The 20,572-nt window shown below is 72.6% G+C and carries 17 protein-coding genes and 1 tRNA gene; 9 read left to right on the top strand and 9 right to left on the bottom strand.

What is annotated here, in order from left to right; all coding sequences use genetic code 11:
* Positions 1-25 precede the first annotated feature (25 nt).
* A complete protein-coding gene (locus ACIGZJ_RS26640) occupies positions 26-484 on the top strand; it encodes an RICIN domain-containing protein (protein WP_396459588.1) in 459 nt (152 codons plus the stop codon).
* Between the two features lie 34 nt (positions 485-518).
* Here ACIGZJ_RS26640 and ACIGZJ_RS26635 read toward each other — a convergent pair whose 3' ends face one another.
* Positions 519-1,244: a tyrosine-protein phosphatase gene (locus tag ACIGZJ_RS26635; protein ID WP_396459587.1), complete on the bottom strand. Its 726-nt coding sequence runs from the start codon at positions 1,242-1,244 to the stop codon at positions 519-521.
* Between the two features lie 214 nt (positions 1,245-1,458).
* On the opposite strand from ACIGZJ_RS26635, the gene ACIGZJ_RS26630 reads away from it, so the two are divergent.
* Both ACIGZJ_RS26630 and ACIGZJ_RS26625 read left to right on the top strand, forming a co-directional pair.
* Positions 1,459-2,190 (top strand): DNA polymerase beta superfamily protein, encoded by a 732-nt coding sequence (locus ACIGZJ_RS26630; protein ID WP_396459586.1) that lies wholly within the window; start codon positions 1,459-1,461, stop codon positions 2,188-2,190.
* An 88-nt stretch (positions 2,191-2,278) separates the two neighbouring features.
* Positions 2,279-2,351: transfer RNA gene (locus tag ACIGZJ_RS26625), tRNA-Lys, on the top strand.
* A gap of 46 nt (positions 2,352-2,397) precedes the next feature.
* Here ACIGZJ_RS26625 and aspS read toward each other — a convergent pair.
* From aspS to ACIGZJ_RS26590, 7 genes are all read right to left on the bottom strand, one after another.
* Positions 2,398-3,714: an aspartate--tRNA(Asn) ligase gene (gene aspS, locus ACIGZJ_RS26620; protein WP_396459585.1), complete on the bottom strand. Its 1,317-nt coding sequence runs from the start codon at positions 3,712-3,714 to the stop codon at positions 2,398-2,400.
* Positions 3,715-4,028: 314 nt separating this feature from the next.
* Positions 4,029-5,237, bottom strand: a complete 1,209-nt coding sequence (locus ACIGZJ_RS26615) for an amino acid--tRNA ligase-related protein (protein ID WP_396459584.1) — start codon at positions 5,235-5,237, stop codon at positions 4,029-4,031.
* A gap of 192 nt (positions 5,238-5,429) precedes the next feature.
* On the bottom strand, positions 5,430-6,278 hold the full coding sequence (locus tag ACIGZJ_RS26610; RefSeq protein ID WP_396459583.1) for a class I SAM-dependent methyltransferase: 849 nt from the start codon (positions 6,276-6,278) through the stop codon (positions 5,430-5,432).
* Positions 6,279-6,349: 71 nt separating this feature from the next.
* A complete protein-coding gene (locus tag ACIGZJ_RS26605; protein WP_396459582.1) occupies positions 6,350-7,417 on the bottom strand; it encodes an LD-carboxypeptidase in 1,068 nt (355 codons plus the stop codon).
* Positions 7,418-7,462: 45 nt separating this feature from the next.
* Entirely contained in the window at positions 7,463-8,725 is a 1,263-nt protein-coding gene (locus tag ACIGZJ_RS26600) for an MFS transporter (RefSeq protein ID WP_396459581.1), read from the bottom strand.
* 61 nt (positions 8,726-8,786) lie between these two features.
* Complete coding sequence (locus ACIGZJ_RS26595; protein WP_396459580.1) at positions 8,787-10,880, bottom strand: hypothetical protein; 2,094 nt, start codon at positions 10,878-10,880, stop codon at positions 8,787-8,789.
* Positions 10,881-10,980: 100 nt separating this feature from the next.
* Positions 10,981-11,994, bottom strand: a complete 1,014-nt coding sequence (locus ACIGZJ_RS26590) for an amino acid--tRNA ligase-related protein (RefSeq protein ID WP_396459579.1) — start codon at positions 11,992-11,994, stop codon at positions 10,981-10,983.
* A gap of 634 nt (positions 11,995-12,628) precedes the next feature.
* Between ACIGZJ_RS26590 and ACIGZJ_RS26585 the strand changes: the two genes are divergently transcribed.
* Complete coding sequence (locus ACIGZJ_RS26585; RefSeq protein WP_396459578.1) at positions 12,629-13,981, top strand: cation:proton antiporter; 1,353 nt, start codon at positions 12,629-12,631, stop codon at positions 13,979-13,981.
* Between the two features lie 60 nt (positions 13,982-14,041).
* A complete protein-coding gene (locus ACIGZJ_RS26580) occupies positions 14,042-15,427 on the top strand; it encodes a tryptophan 7-halogenase (protein ID WP_396459577.1) in 1,386 nt (461 codons plus the stop codon).
* 40 nt (positions 15,428-15,467) lie between these two features.
* On the opposite strand, the gene ACIGZJ_RS26575 is transcribed toward ACIGZJ_RS26580, so the two are convergent.
* On the bottom strand, positions 15,468-16,451 hold the full coding sequence (locus ACIGZJ_RS26575) for a LuxR C-terminal-related transcriptional regulator (protein ID WP_396459576.1): 984 nt from the start codon (positions 16,449-16,451) through the stop codon (positions 15,468-15,470).
* 255 nt (positions 16,452-16,706) lie between these two features.
* On the opposite strand from ACIGZJ_RS26575, the gene ACIGZJ_RS26570 reads away from it, so the two are divergent.
* The 4 genes from ACIGZJ_RS26570 to ACIGZJ_RS26555 all read left to right on the top strand — a co-directional run bounded on the left by ACIGZJ_RS26570 (position 16,707) and on the right by ACIGZJ_RS26555 (position 20,509).
* Positions 16,707-16,991 carry a hypothetical protein gene (locus tag ACIGZJ_RS26570; protein WP_396459575.1) on the top strand — a complete coding sequence of 95 codons (285 nt, stop codon included), beginning with the start codon at positions 16,707-16,709 and terminating at the stop codon, positions 16,989-16,991.
* Between the two features lie 212 nt (positions 16,992-17,203).
* Entirely contained in the window at positions 17,204-17,353 is a 150-nt protein-coding gene (locus tag ACIGZJ_RS26565) for a hypothetical protein (RefSeq protein ID WP_396459574.1), read from the top strand.
* Positions 17,354-17,399: 46 nt separating this feature from the next.
* On the top strand, positions 17,400-19,256 hold the full coding sequence (locus ACIGZJ_RS26560; RefSeq protein WP_396459573.1) for an amino acid adenylation domain-containing protein: 1,857 nt from the start codon (positions 17,400-17,402) through the stop codon (positions 19,254-19,256).
* Positions 19,253-20,509, top strand: coding sequence for a cytochrome P450 (locus ACIGZJ_RS26555; protein ID WP_396459572.1), 1,257 nt, complete (start codon positions 19,253-19,255; stop codon positions 20,507-20,509). The genes ACIGZJ_RS26560 and ACIGZJ_RS26555 overlap by 4 nt, the downstream gene beginning before the upstream one ends.
* The last annotated feature ends 63 nt before the right edge of the window (positions 20,510-20,572 follow it).

The raw sequence follows: 20,572 nt of genomic DNA, 5'->3' as shown, positions 1-20,572 counted from the left end.
CGGTCCCCGGTGAGAGACTCCCCCCGTGACCGACCACCGCATCACCGACGGCCTCTACCGGATCCGCAACGTGGGCAGCGGGCTGCTGCTGGAGGTCGCCGACGGCAGCCGCCGCAGCGGCGCCAAGGTCCGCCAGGGCGCGGAGGACGGCTCCGACGCCCAGCTCTGGCGGCTCACCGCCGTCCACCGGGGCGGCGCGCTGTACCACGTCGAGAACGCGGGCAGCGGCAAGCGCCTCGACGTCACCGGGGCCTCCCCGGACGACGGCGTGCTCATCCAGCAGTGGTCCGCCAACGCCTTCGGCGCCCAGGAGTGGCTGCTCGAACACCACCCCGACGACCCCGGCACCTACACGCTGACCAGCTTCATCAGCGGCAAGCCGCTGACCGTCGCCGATGCGGCCACCACCCCGGGCGCCCCCGTCCACCAGTGGGAGGACACCGACTCCCCGTCCCAGTGGTGGCGGTTGGAGCGCCGCCCGTAGCTCCGTCCGGTACCGCCGGGCCGTTCCAGGCCCGTCAGGCCGACAGCTTGGCGCGCAGGGCGGTGAGCTCGTCCTCGGCGGTGCCGTGCGCGGCCAGGTAGGCGGGGATGGAGCCGTGGTGGGTGTCGATCCAGGCGAGCGAGGAGGCCAGCAGCTCGGCGGAGATCGGCCGGGAGATGCGCTCGGTCCCGGTCTCGTCGAGGTAGGGGGTGGGGCCGTCGAGGAGGCCGAGTCCGGCGTTGGAGAGCAGGAAGTCCTCGACGATCTCGGTCTGGGAGGCGCCGAGCAGGGACTGCAGGACGGCGATGGTCAGACCGGTGCGGTCCTTGCCGACGGCGCAGTGGACGAGCGCCGGCAGCGCCCCCGGGTCGGCGAGGCGGCGGACGACGGCGGCCAGCGAGGGCCCGGCGGTCTCGGCCATGAAGGGGTAGAGCGAGACCTGGTCCTCGGGCCAGGGGCGGTCGATGCTCTCCCGGTCCGCGGGGAGGGTCGGTAGGTGGAGCGTCTCGTGGTCCAGTCCGTGCCGCAGGTCTGGCCAGAGTTCGAGCTCGGCCGTGCTGCGCAGGTCGATGACGGTGCGCAGGCCCAGCGTCTTGAGGCGCTGGGCGCCCTCCGGGGTGAGGGTGTGGAAGGACCCGGAACGGTAGAGCACACCCCGGCGCAGGGAGCCCACGCCGCCGGCGTCGCGGAGGTTGCGCACGCCGGGAATGTCGAGGAAGGCGGACGGCAGGTCGGGTTCACGGCCCGGCAGGTCGGTCATGGCCTCCACCGTACGGGGGCGGGGAGGGCCGGGGGAAGGAATCGGGCGGGGTGGTCCGACCGGTCGGGGGCGGGCCGTTGACCACGCCGCAGGCGCGTACCGCCCCGGCCGCCGCCGGGCCGCCGCCGGAATTCGCTGGCCCGCCGAGGTCCCCGGCGGGCAGACTCCACTGACCACCGCGCGTGACCACCACCAGGCCCGAGGAAGGCGACCCATGGCCACCGGCACCGTCCTGTTCTCCGGCACCGTCCTGCTCTCGGGCGTCGTCGGCTCGACCGCGTACGGCTTCGCGCACGCCGGTTCGGACATCGACCGCCTCGGCCTGTTCGCCGCCCCGACCGAGGAGTTCCACGGCCTGCACCGTCCGGCCGAGTCGCACGTCACCACCGGGCCCGACCTCACGCTGCACGAGGCGGCCAAGTGGTGCCGCCTCGCGCTGACCTGCAACCCGACCGCCTCCGAACTCGTCTGGCTGCCGGACGACCTGTACGAGGTGCGGACCCCGCTCGGCGAGGAGTTGATCGCGATCCGCGACACCTTCCTGAGCGCCCGCGCGGTGCGGAGCTCCTATCTCGGCTACGCGGACCAGCAGTTCCGCAAGCTGCTGGCCCGCGACACCGCCGACCCGGCCACCCGCCGCCGGGCGGCCAAGCACGCCCGGCACCTGGTCCGGCTGGTCGAGCAGGGCGTCCGGCTCCACGCGACCGGTGAGAACGTGGTCCGGCTGTCCGACCCCGAGCGCGTCCGCGACCTCGGCGAACGCATCGCCGACCGCCCCGCCACCGCCGAACGCCTGCTCGCCGACGCCGACGAGCGCCTCACCGGCCCCGGCGTCCTCCCGTCCTCCGCCGACCCGCGCCCCGCCGAGGCCTGGCTCCGCCGGGTCCGCGCCGCCCACTACACCCCGCCCGCCCACTGCACCCCGCCCGCCCCGTCCGCCCGGTGACCCCGGCGCGCCCCTGCAATCCACTGGCGGAGCCCTGGGCCCTACCGGGTAGGATCACCGTGGCCCGCCCCGCACGGGGACGGGTCACGGGCCGCTAGCTCAATTGGCAGAGCTGCGGACTTTTAATCCGTAGGTTCAGGGTTCGAGCCCCTGGCGGCCCACGTGGAGAAGCCAGGTCGGAGGGCATCCGACCTGGCTTCCGTGCTGTCAGGGGGTGAGGCGGTTCGGTCCGCGGAAGAGGAAGGTCGCCTCCCGGATCGAGTCGAGGCCGAGCAGCACCATCAGGACCCGGCCGAGGCCCATGCCGAGGCCGCCGTGCGGCGGGCAGCCGAAGCGGAAGCAGTTGAGGTAGTCCTGCATCGGGTCGGTGTTCATGCCCTTGTCGGCGGCCTGGTCGAGCAGGACGTCGTAGCGGTGCTCGCGCTGGGCGCCGGTGGTGATCTCCAGGCCCTTCCACAGCAGGTCGAAGCTGAGGGTGAGGTCGGGGCGGTCGGCCGGGCGCTTGTGGTAGAACGGCCGGATGCTGCTGGGGTAGTGGGTCACGAACACGAACTCGTGCCCGGTCAGCTCCTTGAAGTGCGCGGCGAGGGCCCGCTCGCCCTCCGGGTCGAGGTCCTCCTTCTCGCCCTGCGGGTCCCAGCCCTTGGCGCGCAGGATCGCCTGGGCCTCGGCCATGGTGACCCGGGGGAAGGGGGTGGCGGGGACGGTCACCTCGGTGGCGAACTGCTCCCGGATCTCCTCGCCGTGCACCTCGGCCACCTTGGCGAGGGCGTGCGCGAGCATCCGCTCCTCGAAGGCCATCACGTCCTCGACGTCGTCGATCCAGGCCAGTTCCACGTCGACGCCGGTGAACTCGGTGGCGTGGCGGGAGGTGTAGGACCGCTCGGCGCGGAAGACCGGGCCGATCTCGAAGACCCGGTCGATGCCGGCCGCGATCGCCATCTGCTTGAAGAACTGCGGCGACTGGGCCAGGTAGGCGCTGCGGTCGAAGTAGCCGAGCTTGAACACCTCGGCCCCCGACTCCGAGGCGGCGCCCATCAGTTTGGGCGTGTGCATCTCGGTGCAGCCCTGCGTGTAGGCGTACTCGCGCAGGCCCGCTTCGAGGGTGGTCTGCACGGCGAACAGCAGCTGTGCGGCCGGGCGCCTGCGCACGTCCAGGAAACGCCAGTCCAGGCGCTGTTCGACGCCGGTCTTCTCGTCGATCGGCAGCAGGGCCTCGGCGCGGTTCAGCAGCTCGACCGACTCGGGGATGATCTCGACCCCGCCGAGCTTCACCACGGGGTTCTCGACCACCCGGCCGGTGATCCGGACGGCGGACTCGGTGGTCAGCTCCTCCAACCCGGCCTCCAGCGCGCTCTGGTCGCGCCGGTGGGTCACCTGTGCGGTACCGGTGTGGTCGCGGACCAGGACGAACTGCATGGTGCGCTGCAGGCGCAGGGTGTTCACCCAGCCGGAGACCGATACCGTCCGGCCGATGTGCCGGGCCAGGTCGCCGACGAGGACTCGTTCGTTCGACTGGATCATTGTTGTCCTCCACACGGACATCGTCATGATCCCTTGGGAGCGTGGGCGAGAAGGGTACTCGCGGTGCCACCACGCTTCACTGCCGCCGCCGGGGCGGGGCAGTCTCATTGACGCCCGTGACGGGGGCGGCCGGCGGGGCATTGGGCCCGGGAGGGGCCGTTCCTCCCCGCGCTCGGGAGGGTCTTGGGCAGCGGACACGAGGCCGCCTTCCCAGCTTCCGGCGGCTCTCTCGGCTCGTGCGGTCCGTGCCTACTTGTCTCCGTCAACGCTTTGCTGAGGTGTGATCAGCGCTGGTCGCGGCTGATCAGGACTGGTTACGGTTCGAGGTGTCCGACGAACCGGGGGAACGGGACGACCTGGCGGATGTTCCCGAGATCCAGACACTTCGTCAGGAGCCGTTCGATGCCCAGCCCGAACCCGGTGAGCGGGGGGACCCCGCCCTCCAGGACGTTGAGGTAGTAGGAGAAGTGCTCGGGGTCGAGGTTCTGCTCCGACATGCGCTCCCGCAGGCGGGCGGGCTCGATGACGCGCTCTCCTCCGTCGACGATGTCCACCTCGTTCCAGTAGAGCCGGAAGTCGTTCGCCACCTGTGCGCCGACCGCCGGTTCGTAGCGGGTCGACGAGAAGAACGCCTTGTGCTCGGCGGGCAGGTCGACCGCCCAGAACAGCGTCCGGTCCAGGTGCCGGGCGACGGCGTTCGCGTGGTAGCGCTTGATCTTTCCGCCGCGCACCAGGGGCGCGCAATCGCTTTTGGCGGTGATGGCGCAGATCTCGTCGTAGGTGACGACGGGGATGTCGGCCAGGTGGCTCTCCGGGAGCCGGGCCTCGGTGTGGGCGCAGACCGAGCGCACGATCCGGTTGGACAGGTCCATCATGTCGGCCCGGTTCCGGTAGGCGGAGGTCGCCTCCAGGATGAGGAACTCGCTCAGGTGCTGCGAACTGTGGTTGATGTCCGCCCGGAACAGCGGCGAGATCTCGAAGACCGAGGCGAAGTCGCCCGCGGCGAAGGCGGTGTGGAACAGCAGGTTGCTGAGCGAGAGGTAGGCCTCCTGGCCGAAGAAGTCGACCTTGAACTTCATGGTCGGGCCGTCGGTCATCCGCCCGACCAGCCGCGGGGACTGCACCTCGACGTACTGCTCGGCCGCCATCAGGTCGCGGATCGCCTTGATCGCCGTCCACTTCTTCAGCAGCCGGTCCCGGACCTCCGGGAGGCGCATGTAGACGTGCTGGTCGGGGAGGATCTCCTTGCCGTAGGGCATCTGCCGGAGGCGGGACGAGGCGATCGACCGGTTCTCCGCGACCACCTCGAAGGATTCGACGTGGACCTCTTCGGAGAACTTCCGGGACTTCTCGCTCAGCTTCGCGGTGCCGACGACGCGGACGACGCTCTCCTCGGCGATGGCCGGGCGGCCGGGGAAGACGCAGAGGTACTCCCGGTCGGGGCAGCGCAGCGTGGCGAAGGCCAGCCGCTTGCCCATCGGCCGGATGGAGAAGATCCGTCCGGTGAGGACGATCTGGGACATGGTGGGGCCCCCTTGGAATCGGGCTGACGGGCGGGCGCGGGCGGGCATGGACGGGCACGGGCGGGCGCGGGCAGGCGGGCTGCTGGGCTGCCGGAGGACCGCTGGTCCTGCGGCGCGCGGGGCCGGTCACCGGGGTGACGGGACCGGGCCCCGCGCCGCAGGGACCAGTGCTCAGGGCTCAGGGAGCCGGGGTTACTTCGGCTTGCGCGCGACGACGAAGAGGTTGTTGCCGCGCTCGGCCAGGCCGGGCTCGCCGAGCAGCCGCAGCTCGATGCCCTTGATCCGGTCGTACGCGGCCTCGTCGGACAGCGTCTGCTGCACGGTCGCGCTGGTGCCGTCGAGCTGGGTCTCCTGGAAGCCGGGGTACACGGCGACCGGGTAGCCGGTGACGAGGGACACCGGCAGGCCGATCTCGTTGAGCGTGCCGGTGAGCTCGGTGGGCGTGAACAGGTGCATGGCCGGCATGTCCGGGGTGAACCGGCCGCGGCGCTCGAACGCCGCGCTCTCGGCCTCGTCCAGGTTGCCGGTGAAGATGTTGAAGAAGACCGCGTGGTAGCGGTTGGGGACGACCAGGACGGCCTGGCCGCCCGGCTTCAGCGCGGCCGTGATCTGGCGCAGCACCGAGGGGACGTCGTCGACGAAGCCCAGCACGTTGTGGAAGCTGATCGCGAGGTCGAACTGCTCGTCCTCGACCTGTCCGCCCAGCTCGCCGAGGTCGCCCTGCAGCACCTGGAAGCGGTCCGCGTAGCCGTGCTCGACGGACTTGGCGACGGCGTGCCGGGTCATGTCCGGGGAGAGGTCGAACAGCACGCCCGACATGTCCTTGCGGTGGCGCAGCAGCCGGTCGCTCCACCGCCCGGTGCCGCCGCCGGCGTCGAGCAGCTTGGCGCCCTCGGGGACGGACGGCAGGACGTAGCGCTCCAGGGCCTCCCAGAGCAGCTCGTCGGAGAGCCGCCAGTAGACCTGCTCGTCGGTGCGGTCGTACCCGTCGGCCTTCTTCCGGAAGTACTGGGTGACCTCGGCCTGGTAGTTCTGGGTCATGGCGTCTCCTCGACGTGGGTGTTCTGATGAAGGGTCAGGAATGTTGGGCGGGTGCTGAGATGAGGCAGGACTCAGCGGACCGCCGGGTCCAGCAGGGTGAGTTCGGTGCCGTCGACGGCGACGTGCACGCCGTTGGGCAGGGTGAGGATCGGGTTGGTGTGGCCGAACTCGACGTCGGTCAGCACCGGGACGGCCAGGTCGGCCAGGCACTCCGCCACCGCCTCGGTGAACGCCTCGACCTCGGTGGCGTCCCAGCCGAGCGGGCGGCCGAGGACGACCGCCGCCACGTCGTCCAGCAGGCCCGCGTTGCGCAGGTGCCACAGGTCGGCGTCGGCGGTCGCCGGGGAGTAGGGCGGTTCGGGGGTCTCGATGAAGAGGACCCGGCCCGCGGTGTCCGGCTGCCACGGGGTGCCGATCAGGTCGCGGACGGACGGCAGGCAGACCGCCAGGACGGGACCGCGCGCGGAGCCGGAGCCGGAGCCAGGGCCAGGGCCGGAGCCGGAGTCGGAGCCCGCGCCCGGGTGCAGCAGCCCGCGGGCCGGGGCCGGCGTCCGGTCGCGCGGCCGCTGCTCGCGCTCCCGCCGGGCGTAGTCCAGGTCGACGACCTGGTACGGGATCCGGGGGAGCGGACCGGCCGGCGCCGGCTCGCCCACGACCCGCAGGAAGTGCTCGGCGGTCTCCGGGTACGGCTCCGCCAGCTCCCCGAACTGCGGGATGAGCGCCGGGCCGTAGAAGGTGACCAGCCCCGTCGCGGTGTGCACGGCACTCAGCAGCGAGGTGGCGTCCGAGTAGCCGCAGAAGACCTTGGGGTTGGCCGCGATCAGTGCCATGTCGAGGCCGGAGAGCAGCTGCGCGGAGTGCAGCCCGCCGATGCTGTAGAGCACCGCGTGCACGGTCGGGTCGGCGAACGCCTGGTGCAGGTCGTCCAGCCGCTCCTGCACCGTGCCGGAGGTCCAGCCGCGCACCCCCTTCGCGTGGGGCATCATCCGGACGGTGAAGCCCATCCGCTCCAGGGCCTCGGTGCCGCGCCGCACCTCCTCCACCAGGAAGGCGGTGGCGGGGCAGGCCGGTGAGACCACCGCGATGGTGTCGCCGGGCCGCAGGGCCGGCGGCCGGACGGTTGCCGGGGATTCTGGCACGTCGACTCCTGGTGGGGGTAGGGGACTTGGGGAGGGGTGGCCTGGTCAGGCGGGGGATCCGACCGGCGTCGGAAGGGCTTGCTCCGGGGCGGTGAGGTACCGCTCGGCGGACCGCACGACGAGGGCGAGGGCGAGGCAGGTCGCACTGAGCCCGGCGATGAACCCGCTGCCGCCGCCACTGCCGATCACGGCGCCCGCGGTCAGCGGGCCGAGGATGAACCCGGCCGAGATCGCCATGCTGTAGGCGGCGTTGAAGCGGCCGCGGGCCTCGGCCGGGGCGAGCGCGTTGACCAGGGTCGGCATCCCGGCCGCGAAGCAGGTCTCGCCCACGGCGAAGACGGCGAGGGCGGCGAGCAGGACGGCGAACCTGGCGGTGCCGCCGGCCACCGATCCGGCCGCCTGGATCGCGGCCCAGCTGACCGCCCAGAGCGCGGCCGCGGCCGCGACCAGCCGGGCGGGGCGCACCGCGCTCAGCTGTCGGTGCAGGAAGACCTGCCCGAGCAGCACGCCGCCGGTGTTCACCGCGAACAGCACGGCCAGGGCGGCGGGGCCGATCCCGAGGCCCGAGGTGAGCCGGGCCGGGAGCCCGGACTCCAGCTGCGCGTAGCTGACGCAGAACAGCAGCCCGCCCAGCACCAGCAGCAGCAGGAACCTCGGCTGCCGCAGGACCACCGCGTAGGACGTCCCGTCGGCCTTCGCCGCGGGGCGCCCGCCCGCCGGACCGGCCGCGCGCAGCAGGGCCGGACGGAGGAAGGCCGCCCCCACGAGCAGGCAGCTGAGCGCGTCCGCCAGATAGAGCCCCCGGAAGGCGAGGTGGCTCGAACCGGCCGCCACGGCGGCGCCCAGCAGGCCGCCTACCCCGAGCGAGACGTTGGCGCCGGTGAAGCTCAGGCTGAACACCGTGGGGTGCTGCGCGCTGGGCGCCGACCCGGCGAGCATGGTGTTCCAGGCGGCCGAGCCGCCGAGGCCCAGTCCGACCACCGCCGCGGCGGTGATGAAGTGCCACCCCTGGCCCGCGGCCGCGTACCCGGCCAGCCCGAGCGCCTGGACCGCCATGTACAGCGTGACGACGAACTCGGCGCCGTGCCGGTCGGTCAGCCGCCCGGCCAGCAGGCTGCCGAGCATGACGCCCACCGAGACGGTGGCCATCGCGGCGGTCGCCACCGTGAGCGGCAGCCCGTTCACCTGGTGCACGTAGACCACCAGGAACGGTGTGACGAGGCCCGCACCGAGGTTGTTGACCATGGTGAGCAGCAGCAGCCGTCTGCTGCGCGCGGGCAGGGCCTGAATGTCCTTGATCAGCAGCATGCGGGCCGCTCTCTCCTGTCGTGGGGCGTCGCTCGGGGGTTTGAAGACGGGCCCTGCGGGCTCAGACCCGCAGCCACACGTTCCGGGTGAGGCAGCGCACCGCGCCGTCGGCGGCGACCAGGATCTTCACCGGCTGCAGGTCGGTCTTGGCCCGTGCACCGTCGCTGCTCCCGGCGAACTCGACCGTCCGGGACTCCCCCGGGGCGAGCTCGACGGACGTGGTCCGGGCGAGCGTGCAGTGCAGGAGCTGCTCGTTGACGACGGCCGCACCGAGCGCCACCGCCACCGGGCGGTCCGCCGGGGCGGTGACGGTGACCCGGACGGCGAACGGCTCGCCCCGGCGGGCCTCCGGCGGGCTCTGCACCGCGACCTGCGCCGCGAACCGCGCCGCGCCGGCCTCGACCTCGCCGCAGCGCACGCACACCAGGCTGTGCAGCGGCAGGCCGACGCCCGCCCCGGTCCTGATGTCGTGTCGGACGAGGGCCTCGGCGCCGCACTGCGGGCAGTTGCCGAGACCGGGCCTGGTCCGGGCCAGCCACGGCCGGGGCCAGCCGTCGGTGGCGGAGTAGAAGGAGGTGGCGACCCACCGGGTCTCGTCCGCCAGCAGCCGCTCCTGGAGCCGGGACAGCCCCTCCAGCACCTCGGCGAACGCGCCGACCGCCTCCCGGGCGGCCCGCACCCCGACCGCCTCGGCGCGGTTGCGCACGGCGGTGGCGGCCTGGTGCCGGAGGTTGTCGAGCTGCGCGCGGTTGGGCTTGAGGCCCATGCCGTCCAGCGCGCAGAGCCGGTCCAGCCAGGGCAGGGCGCGCTGCGTCCAGGCGGCGTCGAGCCGGGGCGGGGCGGTGTGCAGGCGCCCGGCACCGCGGCCGGCCGCCGAGGTGAGCACCCAGCTGGAGGCGCCGTCGGGCCGGGTCACCGCGAGCGGGCCGTCCTCGTCGTCCGCGAGCAGGTCCGGCGCGGCCACCAGCAGGGCGCCCGGGCCCTCGGCGACGTCAAGCGCCCCGTCCACCAGCGGGAGCGGCTCCCGGGCGGCCGGGCCCGGGGCGACCGGGGCGGGGACCAGTCCGGCGTCGCCGAACAGGACGAGCTTGCCGACCCCCTCAGGGTCCGCGTCGATCGCGCCGTTGGTCTCGCGCAGCGCCGCGCCGAGCGTCGACCCGCTGCGGACCAGGGCCTGGAAGAGCGGCGCCGCGTACTCGGCCCCGCCCCGGGTGCCGGCCGCGACCGCCACCGCGAGGGCGGACCCCTCCAGCATGTTCAGCGGCACCGAAACGTCGGTGCGGACGGACCCCCGGCCCGCCACGGCCGTCCGGCAGCTGTCCAGCACCACGAAGGCGGCCCGGACCTGGGACGCCCGCAGGTGCTTCTCCATCGGGACGTCCGCGCGCCAGCAGCCCTCGCCCTGCTGACAGGCCGTCACGTGCTCCGACCATTCGGCACCGATCCGCGGGAGCACGGCCAGCAGCGGCTGCTCCTCGGAACGGCCGCAGATGCCACCGCCGTTGAGATGCATCACGCAGTCCCGGGCGTGCCCGCGGCCGGCCAGGACGGCGACCCCCTCGCCGATGACGCTGCGCAGCCGGCGCGGCGAGGCGTCCGGGCCGAACAGCCGCCCGGGCGCGGACTCCTGCGGGGAGAGCGCGTCGACGAACACGTCGCCCAGCGCGGCCGCCGCCGGGCCGTTGAGCAGGGTGCGGACGGCGAGGGCGCTCGCGGCGCCCGCGCTGCGGGCCGTGAAGAAGCCGAGCTGCGCGTCGACCGGGACGGCCGCGAGCTCCTCCGGGCCGATGACGGACGGCCCCGCGACGACGGTGACCGGGGTGCTGCGGGCGAGCTCCACCGCCTCGGCGAAGGCGCCGTCGAGCAGCGGCCGGCCGGTGGCCCCGGCGAGCACCCGGCCGACCGCCGCGTACTGCGGGTCGCAGACGAACACCGCGCCCTGCCAGGAGGGCCCGGCCGGGCCGGGGGCGTCCGCGGCCGCGGTGGGGAGCGAGCCGCACGAGGCGGTGAAGCGCTCCCAGGCGTCGGCGAGGACGGGGAGCGGTGAGGACGGGCCCTCGACTCCCGAGGCGTACTCGGCGTACTGGGCGGCGTCGGCCACCGCTACGACGGTCCGGCCCGCGAGGGAGAGTCGGTCCGGGGTGCTGAGTGCCATGATCGCTTTCTCTATCTGCCGTGAGGTCCCGCGCTGCCGGCGGTCGTCGGGGCCGGGTGGGGGTTGGGTGGGCCGCCGTGCGGGCGGCGGCCGGAGGCCGTTACGGGGCCGTGGTGACGCCGTTCAGGCGGGGGGCGAGCTGGAGGTCGCGGATGTCCTTGTGCCCGAGCACCCACATCAGCCAGCGCTCCACCCCGAGGCCGAAGCCGGAGGTGTGCAGCGGCCGTTCCTGCTTCATCCGCACGTACCACTCGTAGTCGGCCTCCTCGACCTCGTGGTGCGCCAGCGCGGCCCGGGTCCCGGCGCCGTCCAGGTGGCGCTCGCCGCAGCCGACGATCTCGCCGAGCCCGAAGAGCAGGTCCGCGTTGCGGGCGGTGCGCCGGCCCTCGTCGCCGTACGCCTGGTAGAAGGGCACCGACAGGTGGTCGTAGTGCGTGACCCAGAGCACCGGGCTGACCTCTTCGAGCAGCCGCTGCTCGCCGCGCCGGGTGAGCGTGCGCCAGTCGCCGTGGTCGGTGACCGAGTACGGGTCGTCGCCCAGGTGGGCCACCGCCTCGTCGAAGGTCATCCGGGGGAAGGCGTCCAGGGCGAGCATCTGCTCGATGTGCGCGACGCTGCCGGCCACCGAGAGGACCGCGTCGCGGTGCCGGTCGAGGACGCCGGCGGCCAGGTGGCGCATGTAGGCCTCGACGACCTCCATGCACGCGTCGAGGTCTCCGGGGAGCTCCGCCTCGCTGTGGAAGAACTGGTTGAGGTGCGTCTCGTCGCAGTCCTCGCCGCGGAAGCTGGGCATCAGGTACCAGGCGCCCGAGGGGCTGAGCCGGCAGCCGTACTCCAGCATGAACTGCATCGAGTCGGCGAGGTAGGTGGGCTGGCCGAACAGGTCGATCAGGACCGGCAGCGAGTCGCTGCCGCGGCCCATCGGGCTGGAGATGGTGCCGGTGGTGATCGGCAGGTGGAGCGACTTGACGCCGCGTTCGGCCCAGAAGCCGCTGGTGGCGGTGGTGACCAGGTCCTGGAGGTCCACCAGGGTGCGGTACATCGGGTCGTCGAGGATGTCGAGGAACCGGTCCGGGGAGGGGCGCCAGCCGCCGTGCGAGAAATCGGTCTTCATGGTCTTGGTGACTTTCTGGTCGTCCGAGGTCGTCCGAGGATTCGGTAGCTCTGTGCATGGCCCGGGTCGCGTTCGACGCGAACGGGGGCAACCGCCGGCGCGGTCGAGAGACTTCCGGAAAGGGGTCGGAGGGGAATTCCGGGCTGCGACGCCCTTTCGTTCGGCGGTCCGACTGCCTGGACCGATATTTGCACGCGGCCGGGGGCGTGTCACCGGATTCCGCTGGCACCAAGGTGCATGGGCAGCTTCACGCCCGGGGGCCGCCGGGGGTGGCTCTGACTGTCGGAAAGACCGCTCTGAGCTGGGCGTTTGCACCTTCCGGCCCGGTGCGGCCCGGCGTCGGGGCGCCCGGCGGGCCGTTGCCGCAGGAGTGTCGTGCTTTTCCGGCGGTAGGGTCTTGCCTCATCGGGACACCGGCGGGGTAGGCTGCCGCCCCGGGCATTCAGAGCCCTTCCTGGATAACCGATCGGGCGCTCCGCGCTGATTCCCGGCCATTGGCCCCGGACGATTCAGGTCGGACGGCCCGTATTCCTTTCCCGTCTTCCCCCGGGCCGTCGTTCAGTGTGCTCCGGGGAGGATGTCAGATGTTTCTAACCCCCCCTTTAACCCCCCCGCTCGGAAGGAGGCTGCCGCCTTGCTGGCGTCGGCACCCCTACCCCCGCTCGGATCCTCGGAGCTGCTGGTCCTCCTGCTGCAGGCCGGCGTCCTCCTCGGGTCCGCGCACCTGCTCGGACGGCTGGCGGTCAGGTGCGCCCTGCCCTCGCTCGTGGGCGAGCTGTGCGCGGGCGTCCTGCTCGGGCCGTCCCTGCTCCAGCAGGTGCTTCCGGCGGTGTCGCAGTGGCTCTTCCCGCACCGGGCGGAGCAGTTGCACCTGCTGGACGCGGTCGGCCAGCTCGGCGTACTGCTGCTGGTCGGCCTCACCGGTCTGGAGCTCGATCTGGGCCTGGCCCGCCGCAAGGGGCGGACCGCGGCCAGGGTCAGCGCGTGGGGGCTGCTCGTCCCGTTCGCCCTCGGCGTCGTGACGGCGTTCCGGCTCCCCGCGGCGCTGACCCGGAGCGACGCGCAGCCGACGGTGTTCGCCCTGTTCCTCGGTGTGGCCATGTGCGTCACGGCCATCCCGGTGATCGCCAAGACGCTCATCGACATGGACCTGCTGCACCGCGACGTCGGCCAGCTGACGCTCATGGCGGGCCTGGTCGACGACGTCTTCGGCTGGACGATGCTCTCGCTGATCTCGGCGATGGCGGGTGCCGGGCTCACCGGCGCGGCCGTCACGGGCGCGGTCCTCTCGCTCGCCGTCCTGGTGGCCGGCGCGCTGCTGCTCGGCCGGGTGCTGATCCGGCCGCTGTTCCGCCGGCTCGACCGCTCCGGCGACCGGAAGGCCACCACGGGCGCCTTCGTGACCCTCGTCCTGCTGGGCGCGGCCGGCTCCCAGGCGCTGCACCTGGAGGCGGTGTTCGGGGCCTTCGTCTGCGGGGTGCTGGTCAACGCCTACGGCAGGCCGGACCCGGCCCGGCTGGCACCGCTGCGCAGCGTGACGACCTCCGTGCTCGCTCCGCTCTTCTTCGCCACCGCGGGCCTGCGGATGGACCTCATGGCGCTCGGCGGTCCACTGGTCCTCGCCGGTGCGCTGGCCGTCCTGGGCGTCGCCGTCCTCGGCAAGTTCGCGGGCGCCTACATCGGTGCGCGGAGCAGCGGGCTGGCGCCCTGGGAGGGGATCGCGCTGGGGGCCGGGATGAACGCGCGCGGCGTCGTCGAGGTGGTCATCGCGATGGTCGGCCTGCGGCTGGGCATCCTGAGCACCCCGATGTACACCGTGATCCTGCTGGTCGCGGTGGCCACCTCGGTGATGGCTCCGCCGCTGCTGCGCCGGGCGATGGCCCGGCTGCCGGAGACCGCGGAGGAGGCCGCCCGGTACGCCCGGCAGACGGCCGCGCCCTCCGCGCCCGCCGTACCCGCCTCACCCGCCGCCGCGCCAGGCGGCTGACCCCCCCCGCTTTTCCGCTCGGACGGCCCGCTGCCGTCCGCCGTCTCCCGGAGCACGAACATGAGCATCACCATGGAAGAAGAGTTCGACGTCATCGTGGTCGGCGGTGGGCCCGGCGGGTCCACGGTGGCCACCCTGGTCGCCATGCAGGGCAACCGGGTCCTGCTGCTGGAGAAGGAGGAGTTCCCGCGCTACCAGATCGGCGAGTCGCTGCTGCCCTCGACGGTCCACGGCATCTGCCGACTGCTGGGCGTGTCCGAGGAGTTGGAGAAGGCCTCGTTCATGCCCAAGCGCGGCGGCACCTTCCGCTGGGGCAGCAACCCCGAGCCGTGGTCGTTCTCCTTCGGGGTCTCCTCGAAGTTCCCCGGGCCGACCTCGAAGGCCTACCAGGTCGAGCGGATGAAGTTCGACCAGATCCTGCTGGACAACGCCCGGAGCAAGGGGGTCGAGGTCCGCGAGCGGTGCTCGGTGGTCGACGTCCTGGAGCGGGACGGCCGGGTCTGCGGGGTGCGCTTCGACGACGCCGACGGGGTGCGGCGGGAGGCCGGCGCCCGCTTCGTGGTGGACGCCTCGGGCAACCGCAGCCGGATCCACTCCAGGGTCGGCGGCCGACGGGTCTACTCGGAGCACTTCAAGAACATCGCCCTCTTCGGCTACTTCGAGGGCGGCAAGCGGCTCCCCGCGCCGAACAGCGGGAACATCCTGAGCGTGGCCTTCGACTCCGGGTGGTTCTGGTACATCCCGCTGACCGACCAACTGACCAGCGTGGGCGCCGTGTTGCGGCGGGAGGCGCTGGACAGGGTGCAGGGCGACCGGGAGCAGGCGCTGGCCTCCCTGATCGCCGAGTGCCCGCTCATCGCGGAGCACCTGGCCGACGCCCACCGGGTGGAGAGCGGTCCCTACGGGGAGATCCGGGTCCGCAAGGACTACTCGTACAGCCACGAGCGGTTCTGGCGCCCGGGCCTGGTGCTGGTGGGCGACGCCGCCTGCTTCATCGACCCGGTGTTCTCCTCGGGGGTGCACCTCGCCACGTACAGCGCCCTGTTGGCGGCCCGGTCCATCAACACGGTGCTGCGGGGAGAGGTCGACGAGACCCGCTGCTTCGAGGAGTACGAGGCGCGCTACCGCAAGGAGTTCGGGCACTTCCACGACTTCGTGCTGTCCTTCTACGACATGCACCGGGACGAGGACTCGTACTTCTGGTCGGCCCGGGAGATCACCGCCGGCAGCGGCCCCGAACTGGAGGCCTTCGTCGAACTGGTCGGCGGCGGCGCCTGGGACGAGCGGGCGCTGCTGGACTCCTCCGTCATCCAGTCGGTGCTGGAGGAGGGGGCCAGGCTTCAGGTCCAGGCGGCCATCGGGGAGAGCATCGACGACGAGCCGATCCGCCCGGGCGGGCTGGTCCCCTCGCCCGACGGCCTGGGCTGGGCCCACCCGGCCGGCTGAGCCGGTGCCGTGCACCAGCGGGCGGCGGGGCGGGCGGCGGTCACAGCCAGCCCTTCTCCGCCGCGCGCAGCCCGGCCTCGAACCGGCTGCTCGCACCGAGCCGGCTCATCAGGTCGGACATCAGGCGCCGGACGCTGCGCAGCGACAGCCCGAGCCGCTTGCTCGCGGCCTCGTCGGTGATGCCGGTGGCGAGCAGGTTGAGCAGGGCCTGCTCCTGCGGGGTGAGGCTGCGGTCGTCGCGCTCCTCGGGCACCCCGAACGGGGTCGCCGCCTCCCAGAGGCTCTCGAAGAGGCCGGTCAAGCCGGTGAGGATGCTCTTCTCCTGCACCACCAGGGCGCCCGCGGCACTGTTCTCCGGATCGATCGGGAGGACGCCGAAGGCCCGGTCGATGACGATCATGTGCAGCGGCAGGGTGGGCGCGGTGCGGACCGCGCCGCCGATGCTGGTCAGCCAGGCCGCGTACCGGCGGGTCGTCGGGTCGTTGCGGATGCTGTCCAGGTAGACGGTCTGCATCTTGATGCCGCGGTCCAGCAGGTCGCTGTCCAGCTCGCGGCTGGCCTCCAGGCCGGCCGGGTCGAGCGGGGTGAACGGGATGATGCTGAGCACCTCGCGCTGGATGTTGTGCGAGAGCTCCTCGATCCGCTCCCGCACCTCCACCAGGTCGGTGAGGCGCTCGATGCTCACCGAGTTCATCGCGCTGCGGTGCTCGGAGAACTCGTCGATCAGCCGGGCGGCGGCCGAGCGCCCCTGGGTGACGGCCCGCTGCTGTTCGAGCAGTTGCGACTCCCGCTCGGAGAGCAGGGCCGACAGCCCGACCCGGGGGCTGACCGCGAACACCGATTCGGAGTTCAGCCGGGACGGGCGGACCAGGGCCAGGTCGGCCAGCTCGTCCAGGCTCTTCCGCACCCGCTGTTCGTCGTGTGCGAGATGGACGGCCAGCTCCTGAACCCCCCAGCGGGGGTGGAGGAGCATCGTGCGATAGACCGACTCGGCGTGGGAGCTCAGGCCCAGACATTCCAGCATGACTACTCAGGCATTCCAGGAAATGGCGCGGATAACGGCGAAATGCATTCCGCGGCACGGTTCGACGGGTGAATCATGGTGAGCCGATCATCGGGCGGGTCGGTCGGTCGGGAGGCGCTCAGTCGAATTCGGGCGACGACCTCGCGGTGATTGGGGCACCGCTGGTTCGACGACCTGCCGAGCCATGCTACCCGAACCCGGTTCGCCCCCCCTTATCGTCACGCGCAGTGACATTCAGCCGAGGAAGGTTCCTTTGTGTACGTGATCATTGTGGGGATCGGATCTTCCGCCGCCGGGCCGACGGCCCTGAACGCGGACTCGATCGCGGCCGTACTGATGGCGGGCCGGACGGCGGCGGATCCGCTTCAGCACGTCCGGGCCCGGGCCGCCCCGGCCGGCGTCGACCTGGCCCTGTTCATCAGGGCCGACTCCCGGGCGCAGGCCGAGTTCCATGCGCTGAGTGAGGTGCACGGGCTGGTCGCCGCCCTCCCCGGCGCCACCGTCCGGCACCCGTCCGGAGCGGCCGCCGCGCCCGCCTGACCCCCGTCGTACGGCCGGTCGGGCACCAAGGTGCCAGTGCTGCAAACTGCCAGGTCGGATGGCTGACAGGAACTCCGACAGCCTGCATGATTTCTCCAGACGCCCGGCGGATTCAAGTCCGGAGCGCATCACCGAACGAAATGCGAAGCGCCTTCGGCGTGCGCATTCCGAAGCCTTTCGGGCCGTTTCAGAGAATCTTCAGGAGCACTCCCATGTCCAAGCTCGTCCGTATTGTCGCCCTCGCCGTCGCCGCCCTTTCGCTGGCCGGCACGGCCGCCACCGCGAACGCCGCCCCGGCCGAGGCCGCGGCGACCGACACCGCCAACACCGTCGTCGTCCTGGACAGCCTCTACTGGGGCTGAAAACCCGGGCAGTACTCGGATACCCGTTTCCTGAGTGGAGATTAAATTGGCCACGAGGTCAGACTCGAAGCGGGCTGCGGCCACGCTGGTCCAGCTCTTCGAGCACAGCGCCGAGCAGTTCGCCGACCGCCCCGCGGTCAGCGACGACACCGCGTCGCTCAGCTACGCCGGGCTCGCCGGGCGGTCGGACGCGATCGCGGCCGTGCTGCGCGAGCGCGGGGTGGGCACCGACGACCGCGTCGGCCTGTACCTCGCCCGCGGGGTGGACGTCGTCGCCGCCATCCTCGGCATCCTCAAGGCCGGCGCGGCCTACGTCGCCGTGGACACCCGCTACCCGGACGCCCGGCGCGACCTGATGCTCACCGCCTCCGGCGCCAAGGTGGTCCTCAGCCACGGCGCGCTGGCGCAGCGGCTCGCGCACCTCGGCGTCGACGTGCTCGACGTGGACGCGCTCGGTGCGGACGCGCCCGGTGTCGACGTACCGGGCCCGGAGGGGTCCGAGGGGGCCGTGCGGCCGGCGACGGTCGGCGCCTCGGACGCCGCGAGCGTGCTCTTCACCTCCGGGTCCTCCGGCACGCCGAAGGCGATCGTCCTGGAGCACCGGAACATCGTCTCCTTCGCCTGCAACCCGAGCCTGCCCGCACTGGTGCCCGAGGACCGGGTCGGCCAGATCTCCAGCCTCTCCTTCGACGCCTTCCACTTCGAGATGTGGAGCACGCTCGCGTCCGGTGCCGAGATCGTGGTGCTGCCGCCCGTACCGGACCTGCTCGCGGCCGACTTCCAGCGGGAGATGAAGCGGCGCCGGATCTCCGCGATGCTGGTGCCGACGATGGTCGTCAACCACGTGGTGCGGGAGGACCGGGACGCCTTCGCGTCGCTGCGCATCCTGCAGGCCGGCGGCGACGTGCTGCTGCCCTCCGCCTGCCGGGACCTCCTCGCCGGCCGGTTCCGCGGCGAGCTCCACAACCTCTACGGACCGGCCGAGATCACCACCGCCTGCACCGCGCACCGGGTCACCGCGGCGGACGCCGAGGCGGACTCCGTGCCCATCGGCCGCCCGCTTGCCGGGGTCACCGTGCTGGTGCTCGGCGCCGACGGCACCCCGGTGGCGCCGGGGGAGACCGGCGAGCTGTACGTCGGCGGCCCGGGCCTCGCCCGCGGCTACCTGGAGCGCCCCGACCTCACCGCCGAGCGGTTCGTCGCCAACCCCACTCCGGAGGGGCCGGAGCGGCTCTACCGCACCGGCGACCTCGCGCGGCCGCGTGAGGACGGCGTGCTGGAGTTCGTGGGCCGCGCCGACAACCAGGTCAAGATCCGCGGCTACCGGGTCGAGCCCGGCGAGGTGGAGCGCGGTCTGCGGCGGCACGAGGGGGTGCACGAGGTCGTGGTGCTGCCCGCCGGGCAGGGCGACGACCGCCGGCTGGTCGCCTTCGTCGTCCTCGACGACCCCCGCGCGCTCCGGTCGCTGCGCGCCTACGCCGAGGCCGAGCTGCCGGACTTCATGGTCCCCAGCGGCTTCGTCGCGCTGGCCGAGATCCCGGCGAACGAGCACGGCAAGCGGGATCTGGAGGCGCTGCACGAGCTGCTCGACCAGCACCACCGGCGCCAGGAGTCCTACCTGGCCCCCGACTCGGAGACCGAGCGCTACCTGGCCGAGCTGTGGGGCGGGCTGCTCGCCGTGGAGGACATCGGCCGCGACGACGACTTCTTCGCGCTGGGCGGCCACTCGATCCTCGCGTTCCGCATGCAGACCCGGATCCGCCGGGACCGCGGTGTCCGGCTGGACTTCTTCACGATCATGCGGAGCCCGGTCCTCAGGGACCTCGCCGCCGCGATCGACTCCGCGATCGACTCCGCGATCGACTCCGCGATCGACTCCGCGACCCAGGACGGCGACCAGTGACCGGGCCGGCGACCACCGCCACCACGAACGCCACGACGGCCGCCGAACTGGCCGGTGTCGACCTGACCGACGTCGACCTCTTCCTGCGCGGCGAGCACCACGAGGTGTTCTCCCGGCTGCGCCGGAACCGGCCGATCCACTGGAACGAGGGCGCCGACGGCAACCGCTTCTGGGCCCTCACCGGCTACGACGACGTGCTCTGGGCCTACGGCAACCACGCCGCCTTCGGCTCCGCCCGCGGCGCCGTGCTCGGCGGGTCGTTCCGCAGCGAGGAGGACTCGGCCGGCGGCCGGATGCTGGTGGCCGCCGACCTGCCCCGCCACCGGATGCTGAAGCAGCGGATCCACCCGGCGATGTCCAGCGCGGTCGTCGACCGGGTCGCGGTCCAGGTCCGGCTGCTGGTCGACCGGGCGCTGGAGCGCGCCCGCAGCGCCGGGGGCTGCGACTTCGCGGAGGAGGTGGCGACCGAACTGCCCGCCGGCGCGCTCATGGTGGTGATGGGCATCGGCCACCGGGAGGCGCACGAGCTGATCGGCCTCACCCGCCGGATGATCGGGTTCCGCGACGAGGTGTTCGTCGACACCGGGGGCGACGAGCGGCTGCGGCTGGCCTGGGTCCAGGCGGAGATCTTCGAGTTCTTCGCGGACCTGGTCGCGCGGCGGCGCCGGTCGCCGGGCGACGACCTGGTCAGCCTGCTGCTGCGGGCCGAGATCAACGGGCGCCCGTTCACCGAGGAGGAGATCTTCTACAACTGCATGAACGTGGCGGTCGGCGGCAACGAGACCTCCTCGTACACCGCCTGCACCGGCCTGATGGCCCTGATGGACCACCCCGAGCAGTACCGGCGGCTGGTCGAGCACCCCGGACTGCTCGGCGGCGCGGTGGAGGAGATCCTCCGCTGGAGCTCGACCAACGCGTACGTCCAGCGGGTCGCCAAGCGCGACGTCGAGCGCGGCGGTGTGGAGATCAGGGAGGGCGACTCCGTCACCCTGTGGAACGTCTCGGCCAACCGCGACGAGGCGCAGTTCGAGAACGCCGACAGGTTCGACATCGAGCGCCGGCCCAACCGGCACCTGACCTACGGCGCGGGCATCCACCGCTGTATCGGTGCGCCGATCGCCCAGTCCGAGCTGTCGCTGCTCTTCGAGCGGATCACCGCCTCCGGCCTGCGGTTCAGGCCCGCCGGCGAGCCCCGGCGGCTGCGGTCCAACTTCATCCTCGGCATCACCCGCCTCCCGCTCGACATCGCTTAGGGCCAGTCCCGCCGTAAAGGACCAGCGCCCGTAAAGGACCAGCGCCCGGCGCACCGCAGACCC

This window comes from Kitasatospora sp. NPDC052868, from assembly GCF_044547105.1.
In the GTDB taxonomy this organism is placed as follows: Bacteria; Actinomycetota; Actinomycetes; order Streptomycetales; family Streptomycetaceae; genus Kitasatospora.
Note: the sequence above shows the minus strand (reverse complement) of the source record. Positions and strands in the feature narration are given on the sequence as shown.

Excerpts from the sequence above, each read along its gene's own strand:
- ACIGZJ_RS26635 (WP_396459587.1), bottom strand. The coding sequence starts at position 1,244 with ATGACCGACCTGCCGGGCCGTGAACCCGACCTGCCGTCCGCCTTCCTC.
- ACIGZJ_RS26630 (WP_396459586.1), top strand. The coding sequence starts at position 1,459 with ATGGCCACCGGCACCGTCCTGTTCTCCGGCACCGTCCTGCTCTCGGGC.
- aspS (WP_396459585.1), bottom strand. The coding sequence starts at position 3,714 with ATGATCCAGTCGAACGAACGAGTCCTCGTCGGCGACCTGGCCCGGCAC.
- ACIGZJ_RS26615 (WP_396459584.1), bottom strand. The coding sequence starts at position 5,237 with ATGTCCCAGATCGTCCTCACCGGACGGATCTTCTCCATCCGGCCGATG.
- ACIGZJ_RS26610 (WP_396459583.1), bottom strand. The coding sequence starts at position 6,278 with ATGACCCAGAACTACCAGGCCGAGGTCACCCAGTACTTCCGGAAGAAG.
- ACIGZJ_RS26600 (WP_396459581.1), bottom strand. The coding sequence starts at position 8,725 with ATGCTGCTGATCAAGGACATTCAGGCCCTGCCCGCGCGCAGCAGACGG.
- ACIGZJ_RS26595 (WP_396459580.1), bottom strand. The coding sequence starts at position 10,880 with ATGGCACTCAGCACCCCGGACCGACTCTCCCTCGCGGGCCGGACCGTC.
- ACIGZJ_RS26590 (WP_396459579.1), bottom strand. The coding sequence starts at position 11,994 with ATGAAGACCGATTTCTCGCACGGCGGCTGGCGCCCCTCCCCGGACCGG.
- ACIGZJ_RS26580 (WP_396459577.1), top strand. The coding sequence starts at position 14,042 with ATGAGCATCACCATGGAAGAAGAGTTCGACGTCATCGTGGTCGGCGGT.
- ACIGZJ_RS26575 (WP_396459576.1), bottom strand. The coding sequence starts at position 16,451 with ATGCTGGAATGTCTGGGCCTGAGCTCCCACGCCGAGTCGGTCTATCGC.
- ACIGZJ_RS26565 (WP_396459574.1), top strand. The coding sequence starts at position 17,204 with ATGTCCAAGCTCGTCCGTATTGTCGCCCTCGCCGTCGCCGCCCTTTCG.